At 64.0% G+C, this 21,906-nt stretch carries 16 protein-coding genes and 1 pseudogene; 16 read left to right on the top strand and 1 reads right to left on the bottom strand.

Annotated features, from left to right (window positions below):
- Positions 1-67 precede the first annotated feature (67 nt).
- The 16 genes and pseudogenes from pyrH to tilS all read left to right on the top strand — a co-directional run bounded on the left by pyrH (position 68) and on the right by tilS (position 20,241).
- The gene (pyrH, locus tag R1T44_RS17160; RefSeq protein ID WP_225347344.1) at positions 68-805 is read left to right on the top strand and encodes a UMP kinase; all 738 of its coding nucleotides are present in this window, start codon (positions 68-70) and stop codon (positions 803-805) included.
- Between the two features lie 4 nt (positions 806-809).
- Positions 810-1,367: a ribosome recycling factor gene (gene frr, locus R1T44_RS17155; RefSeq protein WP_043333023.1), complete on the top strand. Its 558-nt coding sequence runs from the start codon at positions 810-812 to the stop codon at positions 1,365-1,367.
- 54 nt (positions 1,368-1,421) lie between these two features.
- Positions 1,422-2,165, top strand: a complete 744-nt coding sequence (uppS, locus tag R1T44_RS17150) for a polyprenyl diphosphate synthase (protein WP_043333020.1) — start codon at positions 1,422-1,424, stop codon at positions 2,163-2,165.
- Complete coding sequence (locus tag R1T44_RS17145; RefSeq protein WP_054556524.1) at positions 2,165-2,968, top strand: phosphatidate cytidylyltransferase; 804 nt, start codon at positions 2,165-2,167, stop codon at positions 2,966-2,968. The genes uppS and R1T44_RS17145 overlap by 1 nt, the downstream gene beginning before the upstream one ends.
- A gap of 53 nt (positions 2,969-3,021) precedes the next feature.
- Complete coding sequence (gene ispC, locus R1T44_RS17140) at positions 3,022-4,224, top strand: 1-deoxy-D-xylulose-5-phosphate reductoisomerase (RefSeq protein WP_394805779.1); 1,203 nt, start codon at positions 3,022-3,024, stop codon at positions 4,222-4,224.
- Positions 4,225-4,312: 88 nt separating this feature from the next.
- Positions 4,313-5,668, top strand: coding sequence for a sigma E protease regulator RseP (gene rseP / locus R1T44_RS17135; protein WP_043333016.1), 1,356 nt, complete (start codon positions 4,313-4,315; stop codon positions 5,666-5,668).
- Positions 5,669-5,913: 245 nt separating this feature from the next.
- A complete protein-coding gene (bamA, locus tag R1T44_RS17130) occupies positions 5,914-8,250 on the top strand; it encodes an outer membrane protein assembly factor BamA (protein WP_172978726.1) in 2,337 nt (778 codons plus the stop codon).
- Positions 8,251-8,395: 145 nt separating this feature from the next.
- Positions 8,396-8,908: an OmpH/Skp family outer membrane protein gene (locus R1T44_RS17125; RefSeq protein WP_043333014.1), complete on the top strand. Its 513-nt coding sequence runs from the start codon at positions 8,396-8,398 to the stop codon at positions 8,906-8,908.
- Between the two features lie 92 nt (positions 8,909-9,000).
- On the top strand, positions 9,001-10,038 hold the full coding sequence (lpxD, locus tag R1T44_RS17120; protein ID WP_043333012.1) for a UDP-3-O-(3-hydroxymyristoyl)glucosamine N-acyltransferase: 1,038 nt from the start codon (positions 9,001-9,003) through the stop codon (positions 10,036-10,038).
- A gap of 193 nt (positions 10,039-10,231) precedes the next feature.
- Positions 10,232-10,675 (top strand): 3-hydroxyacyl-ACP dehydratase FabZ, encoded by a 444-nt coding sequence (fabZ, locus tag R1T44_RS17115; RefSeq protein WP_043333010.1) that lies wholly within the window; start codon positions 10,232-10,234, stop codon positions 10,673-10,675.
- Positions 10,672-11,439, top strand: a complete 768-nt coding sequence (lpxA, locus tag R1T44_RS17110) for an acyl-ACP--UDP-N-acetylglucosamine O-acyltransferase (protein ID WP_043333008.1) — start codon at positions 10,672-10,674, stop codon at positions 11,437-11,439. Before fabZ ends, lpxA begins: the two co-directional genes overlap by 4 nt.
- A gap of 2 nt (positions 11,440-11,441) precedes the next feature.
- A complete protein-coding gene (lpxB, locus tag R1T44_RS17105; protein WP_317292320.1) occupies positions 11,442-12,593 on the top strand; it encodes a lipid-A-disaccharide synthase in 1,152 nt (383 codons plus the stop codon).
- 101 nt (positions 12,594-12,694) lie between these two features.
- A pseudogene (gene rnhB, locus R1T44_RS17100) lies at positions 12,695-13,339 on the top strand (ribonuclease HII); the annotation flags it as partial.
- Positions 13,340-13,824: 485 nt separating this feature from the next.
- Positions 13,825-17,325 carry a DNA polymerase III subunit alpha gene (gene dnaE, locus R1T44_RS17095; protein WP_303571048.1) on the top strand — a complete coding sequence of 1,167 codons (3,501 nt, stop codon included), beginning with the start codon at positions 13,825-13,827 and terminating at the stop codon, positions 17,323-17,325.
- Between the two features lie 276 nt (positions 17,326-17,601).
- Complete coding sequence (accA, locus tag R1T44_RS17090) at positions 17,602-18,555, top strand: acetyl-CoA carboxylase carboxyl transferase subunit alpha (protein ID WP_043333001.1); 954 nt, start codon at positions 17,602-17,604, stop codon at positions 18,553-18,555.
- A 159-nt stretch (positions 18,556-18,714) separates the two neighbouring features.
- Positions 18,715-20,241, top strand: coding sequence for a tRNA lysidine(34) synthetase TilS (gene tilS / locus R1T44_RS17085; protein WP_317292319.1), 1,527 nt, complete (start codon positions 18,715-18,717; stop codon positions 20,239-20,241).
- Positions 20,242-20,282: 41 nt separating this feature from the next.
- Here tilS and ppx read toward each other — a convergent pair whose 3' ends face one another.
- On the bottom strand, positions 20,283-21,842 hold the full coding sequence (gene ppx, locus R1T44_RS17080) for an exopolyphosphatase (protein WP_394805760.1): 1,560 nt from the start codon (positions 21,840-21,842) through the stop codon (positions 20,283-20,285).
- Positions 21,843-21,906: the final 64 nt, after the last annotated feature.

The following is a 21,906-nucleotide window of genomic DNA, read 5'->3' as shown; positions in this document are numbered from 1 at the left end:
ATCGTGTATCTGGCCCCCGCCTTCGGGCCGCCCCGTTCCCCGTATGTCAGTATCAGGAGAGATTCGCATGGCCACCATTTCCGCTGAACGCAATGCCAAGTACAAGCGCATACTGCTCAAGCTTTCCGGTGAGGCCCTGATGGGCGATGGCGATTTCGGCATCGACCCCAAGGTGCTGGATCGCATGGCGCTGGAAATCGGTCAGCTGGTGGGCATCGGCGTCCAGGTCGGCATCGTCATCGGTGGCGGCAACCTGTTCCGTGGCGCAGCCCTGCAGGAAGTCGGCATGGAGCGTGTGACCGGTGACCATATGGGCATGCTGGCGACCGTGATGAATGGTCTGGCGCTGCGTGATGCTCTGGAACGCTCCAACATCCGTTCACGCGTGATGTCTGCCATCCCGATGAGTGGCGTGGTAGAACATTATGATCGCCGTACCGCCATCCGTTATCTGACGTCTGGCGATGTGGTCATCTTCTCCGCCGGTACCGGCAACCCGTTCTTCACCACCGATTCCGCTGCCTGTCTGCGCGGTATCGAGATCGACGCGGATGCCGTCATCAAGGCAACCAAGGTGGATGGTGTCTACGACAAGGACCCGGTCAAGTTCCCGGATGCCGTGAAGTACGACAGCCTCAGCTACGATGATGCGCTGGACCAGAAGCTTGGCGTGATGGATTTGACCGCCATCTGCCTGGTACGTGACCATGACATGCCGGTGCGGGTGTTCAACATGAACAAGGCAGGCGCGCTGCTCAACCTGGTGGTGGGTGGCAAGGAAGGCACGCTGATTGATAGAGGGTAAGACTGTGATCAACGACATCAAGAAAGACGCCGAATCACGCATGAAGAAGACCATCGAGTCCCTCGGTGCCGCCTTCGGCAAGATCCGTACGGGTCGTGCGCATCCCAGCATCCTGGATGCCGTGACGGTCGATTACTATGGTAGCCAGGTACCGCTGAATCAGGTGGCCAACATCACCACCGAAGATGCGCGCACCCTGACTGTCGTGCCGTGGGAAAAGCCCATGGTGCCGAAGGTCGAGAAGGCCATCATGACTTCTGACCTGGGTCTCAACCCGTCCACCGCCGGTGACGTGATTCGCGTCCCGATGCCGATGCTGACGGAAGAGACGCGTCGCGGTTACACCAAGCAGGCGCGTGCAGAAGCGGAAAACGCCCGCGTGGCGCTCCGCAATGTGCGTCGTGACGCCAATGGCGACATCAAGAGCCTGCTCAAGGACAAGGACATCTCCGAAGACGATGCACGTCGCGGAGAAGACGAGATCCAGAAGCTGACCGACAAGTATGTGGCGGAAGTCGACAGTGCTCTGGAGCACAAGGAAACCGACCTGATGCAGGTCTGATCGGGTCTGCCGCCGGCGTTTGCCGGCGGCATCCGGTGCTCGTAGCGAGACCCCATGACGTCACCGAATTCCCCCTCCACGCCACGCCATGTGGCGATCATCATGGACGGCAACAACCGCTGGGCGAAGTCCCGCGGCTGGGCTGGCATACGCGGCCATCGCGCCGGTGCCGAAACCGTCCGCAGTACCATCCGTCGCGCTGCCGAGCAGGGCGTGGAAGTGCTGACCCTGTTCGCCTTCTCCAGTGAGAACTGGAAGCGCCCGGCCAATGAAGTCAGTGCGCTGATGGAGCTGTTTCTGCTGGCGCTCAAGCGTGAGGTCAAGAAGCTTCATCGCCACGATATCCGACTCTCGGTCATCGGCGAGCGCAGTCGTTTTTCCAATTCGATTCAAAAGCATATCCAGAGCGCCGAAGACATGACGCGCGGCAATCGCGGCATGCACGTGGTGATCTGCGCCAACTATGGCGGCCGTTGGGATATCGCCGAGGCCGCTCGCCGTCTGGCGGAGCAGGTCGAGCGCGGCGAGCTCAAGGCCGCGGACATCGACGAGTCACGTCTCGGGGCGGAAGTGTGCCTGAGCGAACTGCCGGAGGTGGATCTGTGTATCCGCACCAGCGGTGAGCAGCGCATCTCCAACTTCCTGATCTGGCAGCTGGCCTATGCCGAGTTCTATTTCTCGCCCGTGCTGTGGCCTGATTTCGATGCGGCGGCCTTCGATGAAGCGCTCAGCGCCTACGCCCTGCGTCAGCGTCGTTATGGCATGACCAGCGAACAACTCGACGCCGAGGGGCTCTAGTGCTCAGACAACGAATCATCACCGCGCTCATTCTCGCGCCGCTGGCGCTGTGGGGGCTGTTCGGCCTCGACGGTGCCGCCTTTGCCACCTTCACCGGGGCTGTCGTTGCGCTGGCCGCCTGGGAGTGGTCCAACCTGTCTGGCGTGCGTGCCGGCATGGCGCGCCTGCTGTTCCCGCTGGTGCTCAGCGTGCTGATGCTGCTGGTCTGGCAGTTCGATGGCGCTCTCGCGCGTTGGCCGCTGTATCTGGCGGCACTGGCATGGCTGGTCAATCTGCGTTGGGTGATGCGCTATCCGGCCGCCAGTCAGGAATGGCAGGCGACCGGCGTGCGGCTGGGCGTCGGCGTGCTGGCACTGCTGCCGACCTGGTTCGGCTTCGTGCAGCTCAAGGCCAGTGGCGGCGAGTGGCTGCTGTATGTGCTGCTGATGGTGTGGGCGGCGGATATCGGTGCCTACTTCTCCGGCAAGCGCTTCGGCAAGCGCAAGCTGGCGCCGCGCGTCAGCCCGGGCAAGTCCTGGGAGGGCGTCTACGGTGGTCTGGTGGCCACCGGCCTGCTGGCGACCGGCTATGCGCTGGCGGGGCTGGCCGACTGGCTGCCGCTGCTGCTGGTCACGCTGGGCGTGACGGCCGTCTCGGTGCTGGGTGATCTGCTCGAGAGCATGTTCAAGCGCCAGCGTCAGATGAAGGACTCAAGCCATCTGCTGCCCGGTCATGGTGGCGTGATGGACCGCATCGACAGCCTGACCGCGGCGGTGCCGCTGTTTGCCCTGCTGTTGCCGTGGGTGCTGGGAGGTGGTGCGTGAGCACGAACGTGAACGTGAGCGTGAACCACGAGACTCCTCATGAGGCGCCTGCGTTGCAGCGCATCACCATCCTTGGCGCGACCGGCTCCATCGGGTCCAGCACCCTGGATGTGATCGCGCGCCATCCCGAGCGCTATCGGGTGCATGCGCTCAGCGCTGCCACGCGTCACGAGGCGCTGCTGGAGCTGTGCCTGACGCATCGCCCGCAGGTGGCGGTGATCGCCTCGTGCGAGGCGGCTGCGTGGCTCAGTGAGGCGCTCAAGGGCGTCGAGAGCTATCAGGGCACGCCCATCGAGGTGCGCCATGGTGAGCAGGCACTGGTCGACATCAGCGAGGCGCCTGAAGTCGATAGCGTGATGGCCGCCATCGTCGGTGCGGCTGGCCTGTTGCCGACACTGGCGGCGGTGCGGGCTGGCAAGCGCGTGCTGCTGGCCAACAAGGAAGCGCTGGTGTGTGCCGGGCAGCTGTTCATGGATGCGGTGAAGCAGCACGGGGCGACCCTGCTGCCGATCGATTCCGAGCACAACGCCATCTTCCAGTGCCTGCCGGCCCAGCATCGTGATGGCCTGGCGCCGATCGGCGTCGAGAAGCTATTGCTGACCGCCTCCGGCGGCCCGTTCCGCGATGATGCCGAATGGCCTGCCGAGCGGCTGGCGACGGTGACGCCGGACGAGGCCTGCGCGCATCCCAACTGGTCGATGGGGCGCAAGATTTCCGTCGACAGCGCCACCCTGATGAACAAGGGCCTGGAGCTGATCGAGGCCTGCTGGCTGTTCGCCTGCGGGCCGGACGACATTCAGGTGGTCGTGCATCCGCAGAGCGTGATTCACTCGATGGCGGCCTACAGCGATGGCTCGGTGCTGGCCCAGATGGGCAATCCGGACATGCGTACGCCGATCGCCTATGCGCTGGCGTGGCCGGAGCGTATCGATGCCGGCGTCGAGCCGCTGGACCTGTTTCAGGTCGCGCGCCTCGATTTCCGTGCCGCCGACGAGACGCGCTTCCCGTGTCTGCGGCTGGCGCGCGAGGCCATCGCGGCAGGCGGTACCTGGCCTGCGGTGATGAATGCCGCCAACGAGGTGGCAGTGGCCGCCTTCCTCGAGGGTCGCTTGGCCTTCGATCGAATCCCTGCAGTGGTGCAGGCCGTCATGCAGGCGCGTCCGCCACTGGCGGTGGATGGCCTCGAGGTGATTCTCGCCGAAGACGCGGCGGCGCGTGAGCTGGCCGCCGCCGAGTTGGCCCTCGCCGGGCCCTGAAATCCTATCTTGCACTGTCTTGTCACTTTCTTCGTGAGCGTGGCAAGGCAGGCTGCCCATCTCGGGCACCAATCTCCAGGAGCGCGTGATGGGTGTGATCCAGAATATTCTTGCCGTGATCGTCGTGTTGGGGGTGTTGATCACCATCCATGAGTACGGTCATTTCTGGGTCGCGCGTCGTTGCGGCATCAAGGTGCTGCGCTTCTCCATCGGCTTCGGCAAACCCTTCTGGTCGTGGACCGATCGCCACGGCACCGAGTACGGGGTCGCCGCCATCCCGCTGGGTGGCTACGTCAAGATGCTGGATGAGCGCGAAGGGCCGGTCGATCCGGCCGAGCGTCATCTGGCCTTCAATACCAAGTCGGTGTGGAAGCGTATCGCCGTCGTCTCGGCGGGCCCGCTGGCCAACTTCCTGCTGGCCATCGTCGCCTACTGGGCGCTGTTCGTCGCCGGTACCACCACGGTGGTGCCGATGGTCGGTGCCGTGGCACCGGACTCGCCGGCTGGCCGCGCCGGCCTTGCGCCGAAGACCGAGATCGTCGCCATCAATGGTCAGGCCACTCCCTCGTGGGATGAGGTCAACCTGCGCTTGATCGGTGCGATCGGCGATGACAGCCTGACGCTCACCACACGTGCCGAGGGTGCCAGCGCCACGCGCGAGCAGTCCCTCGACGTGACACGCTTCCTGGTCGATCAGGATCCGCCGCGTCCGCTGGTGACGCTGGGCATCACGGCCTGGCGTCCTCAGCTGCCGGCGGTGCTGGGGCGTGTGCTGGACGGTGGTGCCGCCCAGGCGGCAGGCCTGCAGGCCGGTGACCGCATCGTCAGCATCGATGGCACCCTGGTGGTCGACTGGATCGATTTCGTCGAGCGCGTGCGCGGTGCGCCGGGTGAGACACTGTCGGTACTGGTGGCACGAGATGGCAAGGAAGAGACGCTGTCACTGACCCCCGCCAGCAATTCGCTCGATGACGGGCGTGTGGTGGGGCAGGTCGGTGCCGGCGTCGAGAACGTCAGCTGGCCCGAGCAGTATCAGCGCGAGCTCAGCTTCGGGCCGCTGGCGGCAGTCGGCCAGGCCGTCGGCAAGACCGGCGAGATGACGGTGCTGACGCTGGATTCGATCCGCAAGATGCTGGTCGGTCTGATCGCACCGTCCAATCTGTCTGGCCCGATCACCATCGCGCGTATCGCCGGCGACACGGCGCGCTCCGGCCTCGAGGCCTTCCTCGGCTTCATGGCCTATCTCTCCATCAGCCTGGGTGTCCTCAACCTGCTGCCGATTCCGGTGCTGGATGGCGGTCACCTGCTGTTCTATCTGGTGGAAGCCGTGCGCGGCAAACCACTTTCGCAAGAGGTCCAGAATGCGGGGCTGAAGATCGGCATGGCGCTGGTCGGTTCCCTCATGCTGATGGCCATCTACTTCGATCTCATGCGTCTTTGGTGACGGATTCGGGGAGCCATCAGCACGTGATGGCTCCCGCAGGATGAACCGAATCTGAACTGTCGATGCCCATGGGGGTCAATTCATTGCACGGGCTGGTCAATGCGATCAACTCCCGTCATCATGCCCACACGACTTCGGCCCCGATTGCCGATCCTCACTCGTAGCTGTCTTGTCAGTTGCAGGGGGTTGTGTATAAGGTGCCTGTTCACCCAAGCGGGCGGAATCCAGAGAAGCGAAGCGACTGCATGAAACTCAAGACCATTGGATTGGCAGCTGCGCTGCTCGGGGCCAGTCAGGGCGCCTTGGCCGCATCTTTTAAAATTTCGGACATCCGGGTAGAGGGCCTCCAGCGCGTGTCTGCGGGCACCGTCTTCAACGCCTTCCCCGTCTCCGCGGATCAGAATGTGGAAGAAGAGGACCTGTCCTCGGCAGCGCGTCAGCTGTTCGATACGGGCCTGTTCGACGACATCCGCCTCAAGCGCGATGGCGATGTCCTGATCATCGATGTGGTCGAGCGCCCGACGATCTCCAAGATCGAGATTGACGGCAACTCGCAGATTCCCGACGAAGACCTGCGCAAGGGCCTCAAGGAAGCAGGGCTGGCCGAGGGTCAGGTTCTGCAGCGCTCCACGCTGGAAGAGATGCAGCGTGAGCTCGAGCGTGTCTACCAGGCTCAGGGCCGCTACAGCGCGCGTATCGAGACTTCCGTCGAGGAGCTCGAGCGCAACCGCGTACAGGTCAACATCGACGTCAAGGAAGGCGCGATCGCCAAGATTCATCAGATCAACATCGTCGGCAACGATGCCTTCGATGACGAGACCCTGCGCGAACAGCTGGAGCTGGAAGACAAGCCGAGCTGGTTCTTCGGCTGGTTCTCCGATGATGAATACTCGCGCGAGAAGCTGACCGGCGATATCGAGACCCTCAAGTCCTGGTATCTCGATCGCGGTTACGTCAACTTCCAGGTGCGCTCGACCCAGGTGTCCATCTCGCCGGACAAGTCCGAGATCTTCGTCACCATCAACGTCGATGAAGGCAAGCCGTACAAGATCGGCAATATCGGCTTTGCCGGTGACCTGAAGATGAAGGAAGAGCGTGCCCGCGATCTGGTCAAGCTCGCCCCGGATGCCCTCTATTCCCAGCGTGATGTGACCGCTTCCAGTGAGGCACTGCGCCAGGCACTGGGTGCCGACGGCTTCGCCTTCGCCAAGGTCAACGCGGTGCCGGAGGTCAACGAAGAGAGCGATACCGTCGATCTGACCTTCGCGGTCGACCCCGGCAAGCGCGCCTACGTGCGTCGCATCAACTTCAAGGGCAACACCACCACCGCAGACGAAGTGCTGCGTCGTGAGATGACCCAGCTGGAAGGTGCACCGGCCTCCACCGACAAGATCAAGCAGTCCAAGCAGAAGCTTGAGCGCCTCGGCTTCTTCAAGCAGGTCGATGTCGACACGCGTCCTGTCGCCGGCGAGCCGGACCAGCTGGACGTCAACTACAACGTCGAGGAGCAGCCGTCGGGCTCGATCTCGGCGTCGGTCGGTTTCTCCCAGGGTGACGGTGTCATCTACGGGGTGGGCCTGTCGCAGAAGAACTTCCTGGGCACCGGTAACGAAGTCAACATCAACGCCCAGAAGTCGGATGACTACACCAACGTCAGCTTCGGCTATACCGACCCGTACTGGACGCTGGATGGCATCTCGCGCGGCTACAACATGTTCTACCGCAAGGTGGACTACGACGATGATGACGACGTCGCCAGCTACGCGACCGACAGCTTCGGTGGCGGGATCAACTTCGGTTACCCGATCAACGAGCTGTCACGTCTGAACTTCGGCGGCGGTTACGAGTTCGTGCGCGTCAAGGACTTCGACGACAGCCCGGCGGAGGTCACCCAGTTCATCGAGGATGAAGGCGAAGACTTCAACCTCTACAAGCTGACGGCCAGCTGGTCACGCAACAACCTCAACCGTGGCATCCTGCCCACGGCGGGCAGCTCTCAGCTGCTGTCGCTGGAAGTGGCGGTGCCGGGCTCCGATGCGGATTACTACAAGCTCCGCTACAAGGGATCCAAGTTCTTCGAGCTGAGTCAGGACTGGTCACTCAAGTTCCGTACCGAGCTGGGCTATGCCAACTCGTTCTCCGGCGATACCTATCCGTTCTTCAAGAACTTCTATGCCGGCGGTCTGGGCAGCGTGCGTGGCTACAGCTCCAATACCCTGGGGCAGGCCACCACCGAACAGAACGATGGCGACGACGATACCATCGGCGGCAACATCCTGATCGAAGGTGGGGTGGACCTGATCTTCCCGATGCCCTTCATCAAGGACAAGCGCTCTGTGCAGCCGTCGTTCTTCGTCGATGCCGGTAACACCTATCTGACGTCGTGCTACGACGTGAGCTCCAGTGACACCAGCAGCTGTGAAAGCGGTGTCGACCTGGGTGAGCTGAATTACAGTGCCGGTATCGGCCTGTCGTGGATCACGCCGGTGGGCCCGCTGACCTTCAGTGTCGCCCAGCCGATCGGTGACGATGACGACGATGACACCGAGATCTTCCAGTTCTCGCTGGGCCAGACCTTCTAAGGCCGTACGAGGCCGCACCCGCTTGAGCCGGTGCGGCCTTCGTCACGACCACCGGCGGCGCTGTCCCTGTTCCGTCGCCGGTCCTCGCACCGTCGGTCGCTGAGCCATCAGTGACTGAACAACAGGCCTACAAGGAGTTTGTGTGATGCGTAAATTGACCCGCGCCCTGTGTCTGGCTGGTGGCCTTGCCGCCATGGCGACTCCGATGCTGGCACAGGCCACCGAAGTCGCGGTCCTCGACTGGCGCCAGGCGCTGTTGAGTTCCGACTCGGCCAAGATTTCCATGAACCAGCTCAAGAATCAGCTGGCCGGCAAGCAGGACCAGGCCAAGGCACTCGCCAAGGAACTGGAGTCCCTGCAGGCCAAGCTGCAGAAGGACGGCGCCGTGATGTCCGATTCCGAGCGTCAGTCCGTGCAGCAGCAGCTGCGCCAGAAGGGCGGCCAGTTTCAGCAGCTGCGTGGCCAGGTCCAGCAGCAGCAGCAACAGGCGGAGCAGACCTTCCTCAAGCAGTCCAAGCCGAAGCTCGACAAGGCCATCCAGCAGGTCGTCGACAAGCATGGCATCGAGCTGCTGGTCGACCGCAATGCGACGGTCTACAGCAAGGACGGTATGGACCTGACCAATGAAGTGACTCAGGTGTTCAACTCGCTCAACTGAGTGCATCCCGCGCGCGCAAGCGTGCGGGATGTGTTGCATCCGAGCATGCCAACGCGAATGCGAGCCAGAGGCGCTCAGCGCCCAGAGACAGAATGAAAAAGCGACAATTCTCTTACACTCTCGAGGATCTGGCTCAGCGGCTGGGCGCTCGTCTCGTCGGTGACCCGGCTGTCCGGGTCACCGGCCTGTCGACGCTGGTCGATGCTGAGCCCGGCGATATCGCCTTCCTCGCCAATCGCGCCTACCTCAAGTATCTCGGGGAAACCGCCGCGACTGCCGTGCTGCTGCATGAAAGCCATCTTGAAGAGTGCAAGGGCAATGCCCTCGTGCTGGACAATCCGTATCTGGCCTACGCTGAGCTGTCGCGTCTGTTCGATCCGCTGGCGGTCGAGCCTCAGGCGAGCGTGCACGCCAGTGCCGTCATCGACGAGACCGCAACCCTGGGGGCCAATGTCGAGGTCGGCCCGCAGGTCGTGATCGGTCCGGGCGTCAGCATCGGCGACAACACGCGCATTCACGCGGGTTGCGTGATCGGGGCTGACAGCGTGCTGGGCGAGGGCTGTCTGCTGCACCCCAATGTCACGCTCTATCATGGCGTGGTGATCGGGGCGCGTGCGGTACTCCACAGCAGCTGCGTGATCGGTGCCGATGGTTTCGGCTTCGCCCACGATGGCAAGGGCTGGCACAAGATCGCCCAGCTCGGCGGCGTGCTGATCGGCGATGATGTCGAGGTCGGCAGCTGCACCAGCATCGATCGTGGTGCGCTCGGTGACACCATCATCGGCAATGACGTCAAGATCGACTCCCAGGTCCAGATCGCGCACAACGTGCAGATCGGTGACCACTCGGCGCTGGCGGGCTGTGTCGGCATCGCCGGCTCCACCAAGGTCGGTCGCTACTGTCTGATGGGCGGTGGCGTGGGTCTGGCGGGCCACCTGGAAATCGCCGATGGCGTGCAGGTGACCGGCATGAGTCTGGTGACCAACTCCATCACCAAGCCGGGCGTCTATTCCTCCGGCACTGGCGCGATGGACAACGGCCTGTGGCGCAGAAATGCCGTACGTTTCAAGCAGTTGGATCAGTTGGCGCGACGCTTGAATCAGGTCGAGAAGAGTTTGAAGGACAAGTAGTACTGCAAGCCCGGGTAGTACCTGTCCAGAGCAGAGTCTCGCACCTGCTTGGCGCACTGTCGGGCAATGAGCGGCTGCCAGCCACGCGCAAGGACGCTATAATGCGCGCCATTGCCCGAACGGCGGTCCGGACCGTCATTACATGCCTGCCCGCGAGCGGCAGGCATTTCGTTATTTCAGAGGTTGCAAGCCAATGGTTATGGACGTCAACGAGATCCGTGAGTATCTCCCGCACCGCTATCCTTTCCTGCTGATCGATCGTGTCATGGACCTGACCCTTGGCGAGTTCATCGTCGCGCGCAAGAACGTCAGCATCAATGAGCCGTTCTTCAATGGTCACTTCCCGGAGCACCCGATCATGCCGGGCGTTCTGATCGTGGAAGCCATGGCTCAGGCGGCGGGTATTCTCGGCTTCAAGACCGTCGACAAACGTCCCGCCGATGGCTACATCTATTATCTCGTCGGAAGCGACAATGTACGCTTCAAGCGCCCGGTGATGCCGGGTGACCAGCTCGAGATCAGCGCCCGCGTGCTGCGCGAGAAGCGTGGCATCTGGAAATTCGCCTGTCAGGCCAAGGTCGACGGCGATCTGGTCTGCGAGGCCGAAATCATCTGTGCCGAGAGGAAGGTCGCTTGATACATCCTACTGCCATTGTCGATCCCGGCGCCCGCCTGGCCGATGATGTCGAGGTCGGCCCGTTCTGCGTGATCGGGGCTGATGTCGAGATCGGCGCTGGCACGGTGGTGGGGCCGCATGTCGTCATCAAGGGCACCACCGTCATCGGTGAGCGCAACCGTATCTTCCAGTTCGCGTCAGTGGGCGAGGACTGTCAGGACAAGAAGTACGCCGGTGAGCCGACGCGTCTGGAAATCGGGGATGACAACGTCATCCGCGAGGGCGTGACCCTGCATCGCGGCACCGTCCAGGATGCCAGCCTCACGCGTATCGGCAGTCGCAACCTGTTCATGGCCTACTCGCACGTCGGCCATGACTGCATCATCGGTGACGACTGCATCATGGCCAATCAGGCGACGCTGGGTGGCCATGTCCATCTCGGCAACCACGTCATCCTGGGTGGCCTGTCGGCGGTGCATCAGTTCTGCCATATCGGTGAACATGCCATGGCGGGTGGTGGCTCCATCATCACCAAGGACATCGCGGCCTTCGTGATGGTCAATGGCCATCCGGCGGAAGCGCATGGTCTCAACAGCGTCGGCCTCAAGCGTCGTGGCTTCAGCCGCGAGACCATCTCCGCGCTGAACACGGCCTACAAGACGGTCTTCCGTCAGGGTCTGACGCTGGCCCAGGCCCTCGAGCAGCTGGAAGCCGAGCCGCCGCTGGCCGAGCGCGATGTCTTCATCGCCTCGCTCAAGGCGTCCACTCGCGGTCTGACTCGCTGAGCATGCGCATCTACCTGGTAGCCGGGGAGCTCTCCGGTGACATCCTCGGTGCCAGCCTGATGCGCGCGCTCAAGGCGCGCTATCCCGATGTCGAGTTCCGTGGCATCGGCGGCCCGCGCATGCAGGTCGAGGGCTTCGACAGCCTCTATCCGCTGGAAACCCTGTCGGTGATGGGGCTGGTCGAGGTGCTCAAGCATCTGCCGGCGCTGATCAAGGTGCGTCGCCATCTGTTGCGCGAGGCCCTTGAGTGGCAACCCGACGTGATGATCGGCATCGATGCCCCGGACTTCAATCTGGGACTCGAACTGCGCCTGCGCAAGCAGGGCATCACCACCGCTCACTACGTCAGCCCCTCCGTGTGGGCCTGGCGTCAGGGGCGCGTGAAGACCATTCGCCGCGCCGTCGATCGCATGCTGACCTTCCTGCCCTTCGAGGCCGCCTTCTATCGTGAGCATCAGGTGCCGGTGACCTTCGTCGGCCATCCGCTGGCCGATGAGTTGCCGCTCGAGGATGATCGCGCTGCTGCCCGTGGGCAGTTGGGGATCGACCCGGAAGTGCAGCTGCTGGCGGTATTGCCGGGCTCCCGCGCCAACGAGATCCGCTTTCTCGGCGAGACCTTCCTGGCCGCCATCGAGCGTCTCTGTCAGCGTTATCCCGGCCTTGAGGTGGTGATCCCGGCGGCCACGCCGCTGCGGCGCACCGAGCTCGAGTCCCTGATGGCGGAGCGCGAAGGGCTGGATCGCAGTCGCATCCATCTGGTGGATGGCCAATCGCGTGAAGCGATGACCGCCGCCGATGCCGTGCTGCTGGCTTCCGGCACGGCGGCGCTCGAGTGTCTGCTCTGTCATCGCCCGATGGTGGTGGCCTATCGCATGGCGCCGATGACGCATCGCATCGCGCGGCATATGGTCAAGACCGAGTGGATTTCCCTGCCCAACCTGATCGCCCGCGAGACGCTGGTGCCGGAGCTGATCCAGGACGCCGCCACGCCGGAGTCCATCGAGGAAAGCCTTGCGCCATTGCTGTCGCGTGCCGCCGGTGACGTCGCCCGCCAACGAGAACTGCGTGAGCGTTTCACCGCCATGCATCGTGAACTGACCTGTGATGCCAGCGCCGCGGCCGCCATCGCCATCGGTGAACTGGCCGGACGCTGATCCCGCGTGTCGCCGCCAGACATTGCGCTACCCTTGATTGAATCACCTCGACAGGCAGATCGCATTGGCGCTCTGCCTGTTGTCTTACGCTTCGAGATATCATGACCGACTCTGCCGACAGCCACGCCACCACGCCTTCTGTGCGCAAGCGTAAACCCGCCGATGATTTTCCGCCGCTGGTGATTCCCTATCAGGGGCAGTTGCTGGCCGGTATCGATGAGGTCGGGCGTGGGCCGCTGGTCGGCCCGGTGGTGGCGGCAGCGGTGATTCTGGACCCGAATGACCCTATCGAGGGCATCACGGACTCCAAGAAGCTCAGCGAGAAGAAGCGTCTGGCCCTCTACGAGCAGATTCGGGCCCGTGCCTGGGCGTGGGCGATCGCCGAGGCCACCAGCGACGAGATCGATGAGCTGAACATCTATCAGGCCACGCACCTGGCCATGCGGCGCGCCATCGATGCACTGGGCGTGCGCCCGGAATACCTGCTGGTGGATGGCAATCGCCTGCCGGGACACGACATCCCCGGCATGGCGGTGGTGAAGGGCGACCTGCACCACGCTGCCATCGGCGCGGCCTCGATTCTGGCCAAGGTGCATCGTGATGCCCAGATGGCGGCGCTGGATTCACACTTCCCCGCCTATGGCTTCGCGCGTCACAAGGGCTACCCGACCCGCGAGCATCAGGCCGCCATCGAGGAACATGGCATCCTCACCCTGCACCGCAAGAGCTTCGGGCCGGTCAAGCGGCTGTTCATGTCGGGGCACGTGCCACAGGCCGTGCCGCCGGACGCGCTGATCGCGCTTCCGGCCCCGCAGGCAGCGACGCCAGAGCTGGATGACAGCGCCGCGCCGGCAGCGCCGCAGACAGGGCTGCAGGCTGAGCCGACGCCAGAGACGACCGCGCCGAGCGAGGCAAGCGAGCCGAGCCAGCAGCCCACGGCAAAAAAGCCGCCAGCCGTGGTCTGACTGATGCCAGTGAGACCACGGCATCCCCGTCAGTCGAGCCTGCCCGGGCGGATGCTGCGCCTTCAGATGCTATGCCTTCAGGCGATGGCGCTGACAGGCTATCCTTGAAGCCCGAGCCCGAGCCCGAGCCCGAGCCCGAGCCCGAGCCCGAGCCCGAGCCCGAGCCCGAGCCTTCAGCCTCGCAGCCGCCGCCGGCACCCGCAGCGACGACAGCACCAGCCGCAACCGAATCCTTCACCGTCACGCCGACTTCACGAGCCGATTCCATGACCACGCCCTTTGTTCACCTGCGCGTTCACACCGAGTTCTCCCTCGTCGATGGTCTGCCCGGCGTCAAGCCGCTGATCAAGGCGACCGCCGCGGCGGGCCAGCCGGCTGTCGCGGTGACTGACGAGGCCAACCTGTTCGGGCTGGTCAAGTTCTACTCCAATGCGCGCGCTGCCGGCATCAAGCCGATCATCGGGGCCGACATGTGGCTGATCAATCCCCAGGATGCCACGCGCCCGTATCGCCTCACGCTGCTGGCGATGAACGACACCGGTTATCGCAACCTCACCGAGCTGATCTCGCGCGGCTGGACCGATGGCCAGAAGCAGGACCGCGCCTACCTCGAGAAACAGTGGATCTTCGAGCAGGCCGAGGGCCTGATCGTGCTGTCCGGTGGCCGTGAAGGCGAGATCGGCCGTCATCTGCTGTCGGACCACGAAGACAGCGCTCGGGCGCTGCTCGGTGAATGGAAGGCGGTGTTCGGGGATCGCTTCTATCTGGAGCTGACCCGCACCCAGCGACAGTACGAGGAAGAGTGCCTGCACCTGTCGGTGGCGCTGGCCGAGGCCACCGATACGCCGGTGGTCGCCACCAATGATGTGCGCTTCCTCAAGCGGGAGGACTACTGGGCCCACGAGACGCGCGTCTCCATCGGCGAAGGCAAGGCGCTGGATGACCCGCGGCGCGAGACCCGCTACAGCGATGAGCAGTACCTGAAGAGCGCCGAGGAGATGAGCGAGCTGTTCTCCGACATTCCCGAAGCGCTCGAGAACAGTGTGCTGATCGCGGCGCGCTGCTCGGTGACCGTGCAGCTGGGCACCTACTTCCTGCCCGAGTTCCCGGTGCCGGAAGGCATGACGATGGACCAGTTCTTCCGCAAGGTCTCACATGATGGCCTGACGGAGCGCCTCGACAAGCTGTATCCCCGCGCCAGGCATCCGCGCGACAGCGAGGCCTGGGCCGAGATCGAGCAGCGCTATCGCACGCGGCTGGATTTCGAGCTCGACATCATCCTGCAGATGGGCTTCCCCGGTTACTTCCTGATCGTCATGGACTTCATCCAGTGGGGCAAGGACAACGGCGTGCCGGTCGGTCCGGGGCGTGGTTCCGGTGCCGGCTCGCTGGTGGCCTATGCCCAGAAGATCACCGATCTGGACCCGCTGGAATATGACCTGCTGTTCGAGCGCTTCCTGAACCCGGAACGTGTCTCCATGCCCGACTTTGACGTCGATTTCTGCATGGAAAAACGTGACCGCGTGATCGACTACGTGGCCGAGCGCTACGGGCGCAACGCGGTCTCGCAGATCGTCACCTTCGGCACCATGGCCGCCAAGGCCGTGGTGCGTGACGTGGCGCGTGCCCAGGGCAAGCCCTACTCGCTGGGCGACAAGCTCTCCAAGCTGATTCCCTTCGAGGTCGGCATCACGCTCGAGAAGGCCATCGAGCAGGAGCCGCAGCTCAAGGAATTCATCGACAACGACGAGGAAGCCCAGGAAATCTGGGAGATGGCGCTCAAGCTCGAGGGCACCACACGTGGCACCGGCAAGCACGCCGGCGGCGTTGTGATCGCGCCGACCAAGCTGACCGACTTCGCGCCGCTGCTGTGTGATGAAGACGGCAGCGGTCTGGTGGTCCAGTTCGACAAGAACGACGTCGAGGAGGCCGGGCTGGTCAAGTTCGACTTCCTGGGTCTGCGCACTCTGACCATCATCGACTGGGCGACCGAGATGGTCGACAAGATCCGTGAGCGGGAAGGGCTGGCGCCGCTGGATATCGATGATATCCCGCTGGATGACGCCAAGACCTTCGACATGCTGCAGAAGGCGGAGACGACGGCCGTCTTCCAGCTGGAATCCCGCGGCATGAAGGAGCTGATCAAGAAGCTCAAGCCCGACTGCCTGGAAGACATGATCGCCCTGGTGGCCCTGTTCCGCCCCGGCCCGCTGCAGTCCGGCATGGTGGATGACTTCATCAACCGCAAGCACGGCCGTTCCGAAGTGTCTTATCCACACCCGGATTACCAGCATGAGCTGCTCAAGCCGGTACTGGAGCCGACCTACGGCATCATCCTGTACCAGGAGCAGGTCATGCAGATCGCGCAGGTGCTGGCCGGCTATACGCTGGGTCAGGCCGACATGCTGCGCCGCGCGATGGGCAAGAAGAAGCCGGAAGAGATGGCCAAGCAGCGCGCCGGCTTCATGGAAGGCTGTGCGGGCAAGGGCATCGACAAGGACCTGGCCGGCAACATCTTCGACCTGGTGGAGAAATTCGCCGGTTACGGCTTCAACAAGTCGCACTCGGCGGCCTATGGTCTCGTCTCCTACCAGACCGGCTGGCTGAAGGCGCACTATCCGGGGCCGTTCATGGCCGCGGTGATCTCGACCGAGATGCAGACCATCGAGAAGGTGGTGCCGCTGATCGAGGAGTGCCGTCATATCGGCCTCACGGTCACGCCGCCGGATGTGAACATCGGCGGCTACAAGTTCACCGTCGATCTGGAAGGGCGCGTCGTCTACGGCCTGGGCGCCATCCGTGGCGTCGGCGAGGGCCCGATCGATGCCATCGTCAGCGCGCGCGCCGAGGGTGGCCCGTTCAGCGACATCTTCGACTTCTGCAAGCGCATCGACGCCAAGAAGATCAACAAGCGCACCCTGGAAGCGCTGATCCGCTCCGGCGCGCTGGACAACATCGGCCCGTCGCGTGCGGTGCTGATGCTGGCGGTGGAGGATGCGCTCAAGGCCGCCTCCCAGAATCACGCCAACAACGATGTCGGCATCACCGACATGTTCGGCGACGCCTTCAGCGAGCCGGAAACCGATGTCTACGCCGGTTATCGCAAGGCGCGCGAGTGGACTGACAAGGAGCGCCTCACCGGCGAGAAGGACACGCTGGGGCTCTATCTGACCGGCCATCCCATCGATGAGTACGAGGGTGAGCTCAAGCGCTTCATCAATGCGCGCATCAGTGACCTCAAGCCGTCGCGTGAACCGCAGCGCATCGCCGGGCTGGTGATCGCCATGCGCACCATGAAGTCCAAACGTGGCGACACCATGGCCTTCGTGACCCTGGATGACCGCACCGGACGCATCGAGGCTTCGATGTTCGGTGAACTCTACGATCAGGTGCGCAACAAGCTGGTACCTGACAGCGTGGTGATCGTCGAGGGTGAGGTCAGCCAGGATGACTACTCCGGTGGCCTGCGTCTGCGCGGCAAGGACGTCACGCCGATCATCGATGCGCGGGCGCGCTTCGGTGAGGCGGTCGAGATGAGTATCGCCGCCGAGGACATCGGCGGTCGCTTCACCCAGCAGCTGACCACCTTGCTGACGCCACACCTGGCCAGTGAAGGCCTGCCGATGCGCCTGCGTTATCGCAACGCCGCGGCGGAGGCCTGGCTGGAGCTGGGCGAGCAATGGCGCGTTGCGCCCAGTGATGAGTTGTTGATCCAGCTGGGTGAGGTGGAAGGCCAGCGCGGTGTGCGCCTCAAGTACCGTGACTGAGGTGCTGGCCGACAGGATGGTGCCTGCCTCGCCAAGCGGCGGGGCAGGCGCAGCACCGAGATGAGCGGCGTGGGCGCAGAGTTAATCCACGCCTAACAGGCGGGCAAGGTTTGCACCTGTCGAACAGGGTGCGATAATGCCTGTCCATCTTTTCCGTACCCAATTCCATGCCGACTGTGACCGCCGCGAGCCACAGATCGCCTGAGCGTGTGCTCAGGGGGAGTGACCCGGCCGACTCGCTTTCCTGGCTGCCCGAGACGACGAACGAAACGCCTTATGAATCCCAATTATCTGGACTTTGAACAGCCGATCGCCGAGCTGCAGGCCAAGATCGAGGAACTCCGTCTGGTCGGTAACGACTCCCAGGTCAACCTGTCTGACGAGATCGCTCGCCTGCAGGAAAAGAGCACCAAGCTCACCGAGTCCATCTTCAAGGACCTCGGCGCCTGGCAGGTATCTCAGCTGGCACGTCACCCGCAGCGCCCGTATACCCTCGACTACCTCGAGAATCTGTTCACGGATTTCGATGAGCTGCACGGCGACCGTCACTACGCGGACGACGAAGCGCTGGTCGGCGGTATCGCGCGTCTCGACGACAAGCCGGTGATGGTGATCGGTCACCAGAAAGGCCGCGACGTGAAGGAAAAGGTGCGTCGCAACTTCGGCATGCCGCGTCCGGAAGGCTACCGCAAGGCCTGCCGTCTGATGGAAATGGCCGAGCGTTTCAAGATGCCGATCCTGACCTTCATCGACACTCCGGGTGCCTATCCGGGTATCGGTGCCGAGGAGCGCGGTCAGTCCGAGGCCATCGCCTACAACCTGGCGGTGATGTCTCGCCTGAAGACGCCGATCATCTCCACCGTCATCGGTGAGGGTGGTTCCGGCGGCGCACTGGCCATCGGCGTGTGTGACGAGCTGAACATGCTGCAGTACTCCACCTACTCGGTGATCTCGCCGGAAGGTTGCGCCTCCATCCTGTGGAAGAGCGCCGAGCGTGCCGCCGACGCCGCTGATGCGATGGGCATCACTGCCTCACGCCTCAAGGAGCTGGGCTTCGTCGACAACCTGATCAAGGAGCCGCTGGGTGGCGCACACCGCAACCCGCAGTCCGCTGCCGACAGCATCAAGGCCGCGCTGGGCGAAGGTCTGGAGCGTCTTGGCGCCCTGGATACCGATGCCCTGCTGGAGCGTCGTTACCAGCGCCTGATGAGCTACGGCGCCCCGGCATGATCCCGGTGCCTCTCGCGTGATGCTCGATCGGCTCATGCCCGCGTGACCAGGACGCCTCCGGATTCTTCCGGGGGCGTTCTTGCGTTCAGGGCCGGCGTTTTCTTCTCCACTTCCTTTTCTCCACCACTTCCTTCATCCGCTTCGCGACAGGAGCCCGACATGTCTCTGTCCCCCTCGCTGGATTCGCTGTGCCTGCGTGCTCAACCGCTGAGCGAGATGGCAGAGTCGCGAGCACTCGTCGCCGTGCGAGAAGCGCTCGAGGCCAGCGATGCCAGGCGCACGGTGTGGATCGCGCTCTCGGGCGGGCTGGATTCGGTGATGCTGGCGCGGCTGGCGGCTCGCGCGGTCAAGGACTGCCCGCGTCGACTGCGGCTGGTGCATGTGCATCACGGCCTGCAGGCGGCCAACGATGATTTCGAGCAGCTGGCGCGCAGGCTGGCCTCGCGCCTCGGGCTACCGATTAGCGTGCGTCATCTGGCGTTGGCGGAGACAGCACTCAAGTCGCGAGGGCTGGAGGCGGCAGCGCGCGAAGGGCGGCTGGCGGCACTGAGCGCCTGTTTGGTGGCGGGGGATAGCCTGTGGCTGGCGCAGCATCAGGATGATCAGGCCGAGACGCTGTTGCTTAACGCATTGCGTGGCAGCGGCGGGCGCGGGCTGGCGGCCATGCCGCCTGAGCGGGCGCTGGCCGTGGGCGAGGCGTCTCCCGGGCGAGACCAGTCCGCCCATGGGCGGGCACGACTACTCCGGCCGCTGTTGGGCATCCCGCGCCATGAAATCCTGACATTGGCGAGCCAGCAGGGCTTGCAGGCCGGGCACGACTGGTGCGAAGACCCCAGCAATGTCGATCAGCAGTTTGATCGCAACTACTTGCGACGCAGTGTCGTGCCGCTGCTGCAGGCGCGCTGGCCGCAGGCCGTGGCCAGCCTGGCGCGTTCGGCGCAGCAGTTGCAGGAAGAGCAGTCCTTGCTTGATGAGCTGGCGGCCGAGCTGTTGGCGAAGATTCAGGTGTCAGGCGCAAAGCGCTTGGCTCAAGGACATGAGCAGGGGCAGGGGCAGGGGCAGGGCCTGGATCAGGGCCTGGATCAGGGACGGGCGCACGAGACGCAGTTGTCACTGGCGGAGCTGGCAGGCTTGAGTGAGTCACGTCAGCGGTTGGTCCTGCGCCATCTATGCCAGTCGCGTGGCTGGCCGGTACCGCCGCGCGGGCGCTTGATGAGCCTGCAGCAGTTGATCGCCACGCCGCCCGACTCGGTGGCCGAGGTGCACTGGGCCAACGCCGAATACACCGTCAGCGTGCGCGCGTGGCGCGGCCAGCTGTGGTGGGAGGTGTCAGATACCGTTATTGAGCAGGGTGTGCGTCATCGACAAGGCGATACCGGCTACGCGAGAAGTGGTCGCCAACCTGGCGAGACGCCTTCCTGTGAGTGGGATGCTGAGGCGCGCAAGGCATGGCGGGCGCTGGGAAGGGACGAGCAGCATGTTGCCTTCACCTCGCGTCAGCCGGGAGATGTACTGCGAGTGGCAGGGCGGGGGCGGCGCGATATCAAGCGTTTGCTGCAGGAAGCCGATATCCCGCCGTGGCAGCGTGACCAGTTGCGTGTGGCACGCATGCACGACGGGACTGTCGCGGGGCTATGGCACCCCTCGCTGGGCTGGTGGCTACTGGCCGCACTCACACAGCAGTGAGGCCAGCGGGCGGTCTCGCCGATGTCTTGCGCAGTGCTCGCTCAGGCATCGGCCAGTGTCAGCGTCATGCCGGCGGCCTTCTGCAGCTCGCTTTCCTGACTGAGGTCATCGTTGATCAGGCTGTGATCGCGATATTCCTCGGTCAGGTTGAGCGTCAGGTCGTCGCCTTCGGCGCTGAGATGCATGCCGAGCACCGGCGCTTCCGAGCGTGAATGGTTGAGCATCACTGCCATGCGCAGCAGGCGTGCCAGACGCGCCAGACGCGGTTGCTGCGGCTCCGGCAGCGACGCCAGTTCGTTCTTGGGGAACTTGCGACGGTGGGCGCGGACCAGGAAGGCCAGCGCGCGCTGTTCCGGGCGCGAGAAGCCGAGCAGGTCGGAATGCTCGAGCAGGTAGGCGCCATGGCGATGGAACTGGCTGTGGGAAATCGCCTGGCCGACTTCGTGGAGGTCAGCGGCCCAACTCAGCAGCTGACGTGACGTCGCCCCCAACGCCCAGTCGCCGGCGACCTGATCGAACAGCTGCAGGGCGGTGTCGCGCACATTGCTGGCGTGGCGGGTATCGATGCCGTAACGACGCTGCAGCGACTCGATGGCCGACAGACGTGAATCCTCCGGCGTGTTGCGCCCGATCAGATCGAACAGTACTCCTTCACGCAGCGCACCGTCGGAGTAGCGCATCTGCTCCAGCCCCAGTGCCTCGAAGACACCGCACAGGATGGCGATGCCCGCCGGGAAGACGGTGGCGCGATCACTCTTCAGGCCCGGCAGGCTGACCTTGTCGAGGCGCTTGAACTCCAGCAGTGCCGCGCGCAGCTTGTGCAGCCCTTCACGTGTGACCACGCCATGCGGGGCCCAGCCGTGCGCTTCCAGCACGTTGGCGGCGGCCTTGATGGTGCCGGAGGAGCCAACCGGGTCATCCCAGCCCATCTCGCGATAGGTGCGCTGGATGCTGGCCAGTTCCGAGCGTGCGGCCAGCTCGGCGCGGCGCATGCGCTTCTCGCTGATCTCGCCATCCTGGAAGAAGGCCTTGGTATAGGCGACGCAGCCCATGTGCAGGCTTTCCAGCAGCTGGGGCTCGAATTGCTCACCGATGATGAACTCGGTGGAACCGCCGCCGATATCGACGATCAGGCGCTTGCCGTGCACATCGGCCAGTGCATGCGCCGCGCCCAGATAGATGAGGCGGGCTTCTTCGCGCCCGGCGATGATCTCGATGGGATGCCCCAGCAGAGCCTCGGCACGCTCGATCAGTTCTTCACTGTTATGCGCGGCGCGCAGGGCGTTGGTGCCCACGACCCGCAGATGGTCTGCCTCGATGCCATCGATGAAGGGCGCGAACTGGGCGAGGCAGTTGAGGGCGCGCTCCATGGCTTCCTCGCTGAGCATGCCGTCTTCATCCAGCCCTGCAGCCAGCTGGACCTTCTCACCCTGCTTGGCCACGACCTGCAATTGCCCCGCCTGGTGGTTGGCCAACAACAGGTGGAAGCTGTTGGAACCCAGATCGATGGCGGCCAGCTTCAGCAGCGGGGCCTCATTGCCGGCGCTGCCTTCATCAGAGGCGGTGGGTTGCGGGTGCTGGGAGGGTGCTGATTCACTCAAGGGCGGAGTCCTTTACGGCGGGTCATTCATGGCAGGCATCATGCACTGCCTCCTTCACGCCAAC

It is taken from the genome of Cobetia amphilecti (assembly GCF_032923285.1).
Lineage (GTDB): Bacteria > Pseudomonadota > Gammaproteobacteria > Pseudomonadales > Halomonadaceae > Cobetia > Cobetia amphilecti.
Note: the sequence above shows the minus strand (reverse complement) of the source record. Positions and strands in the feature narration are given on the sequence as shown.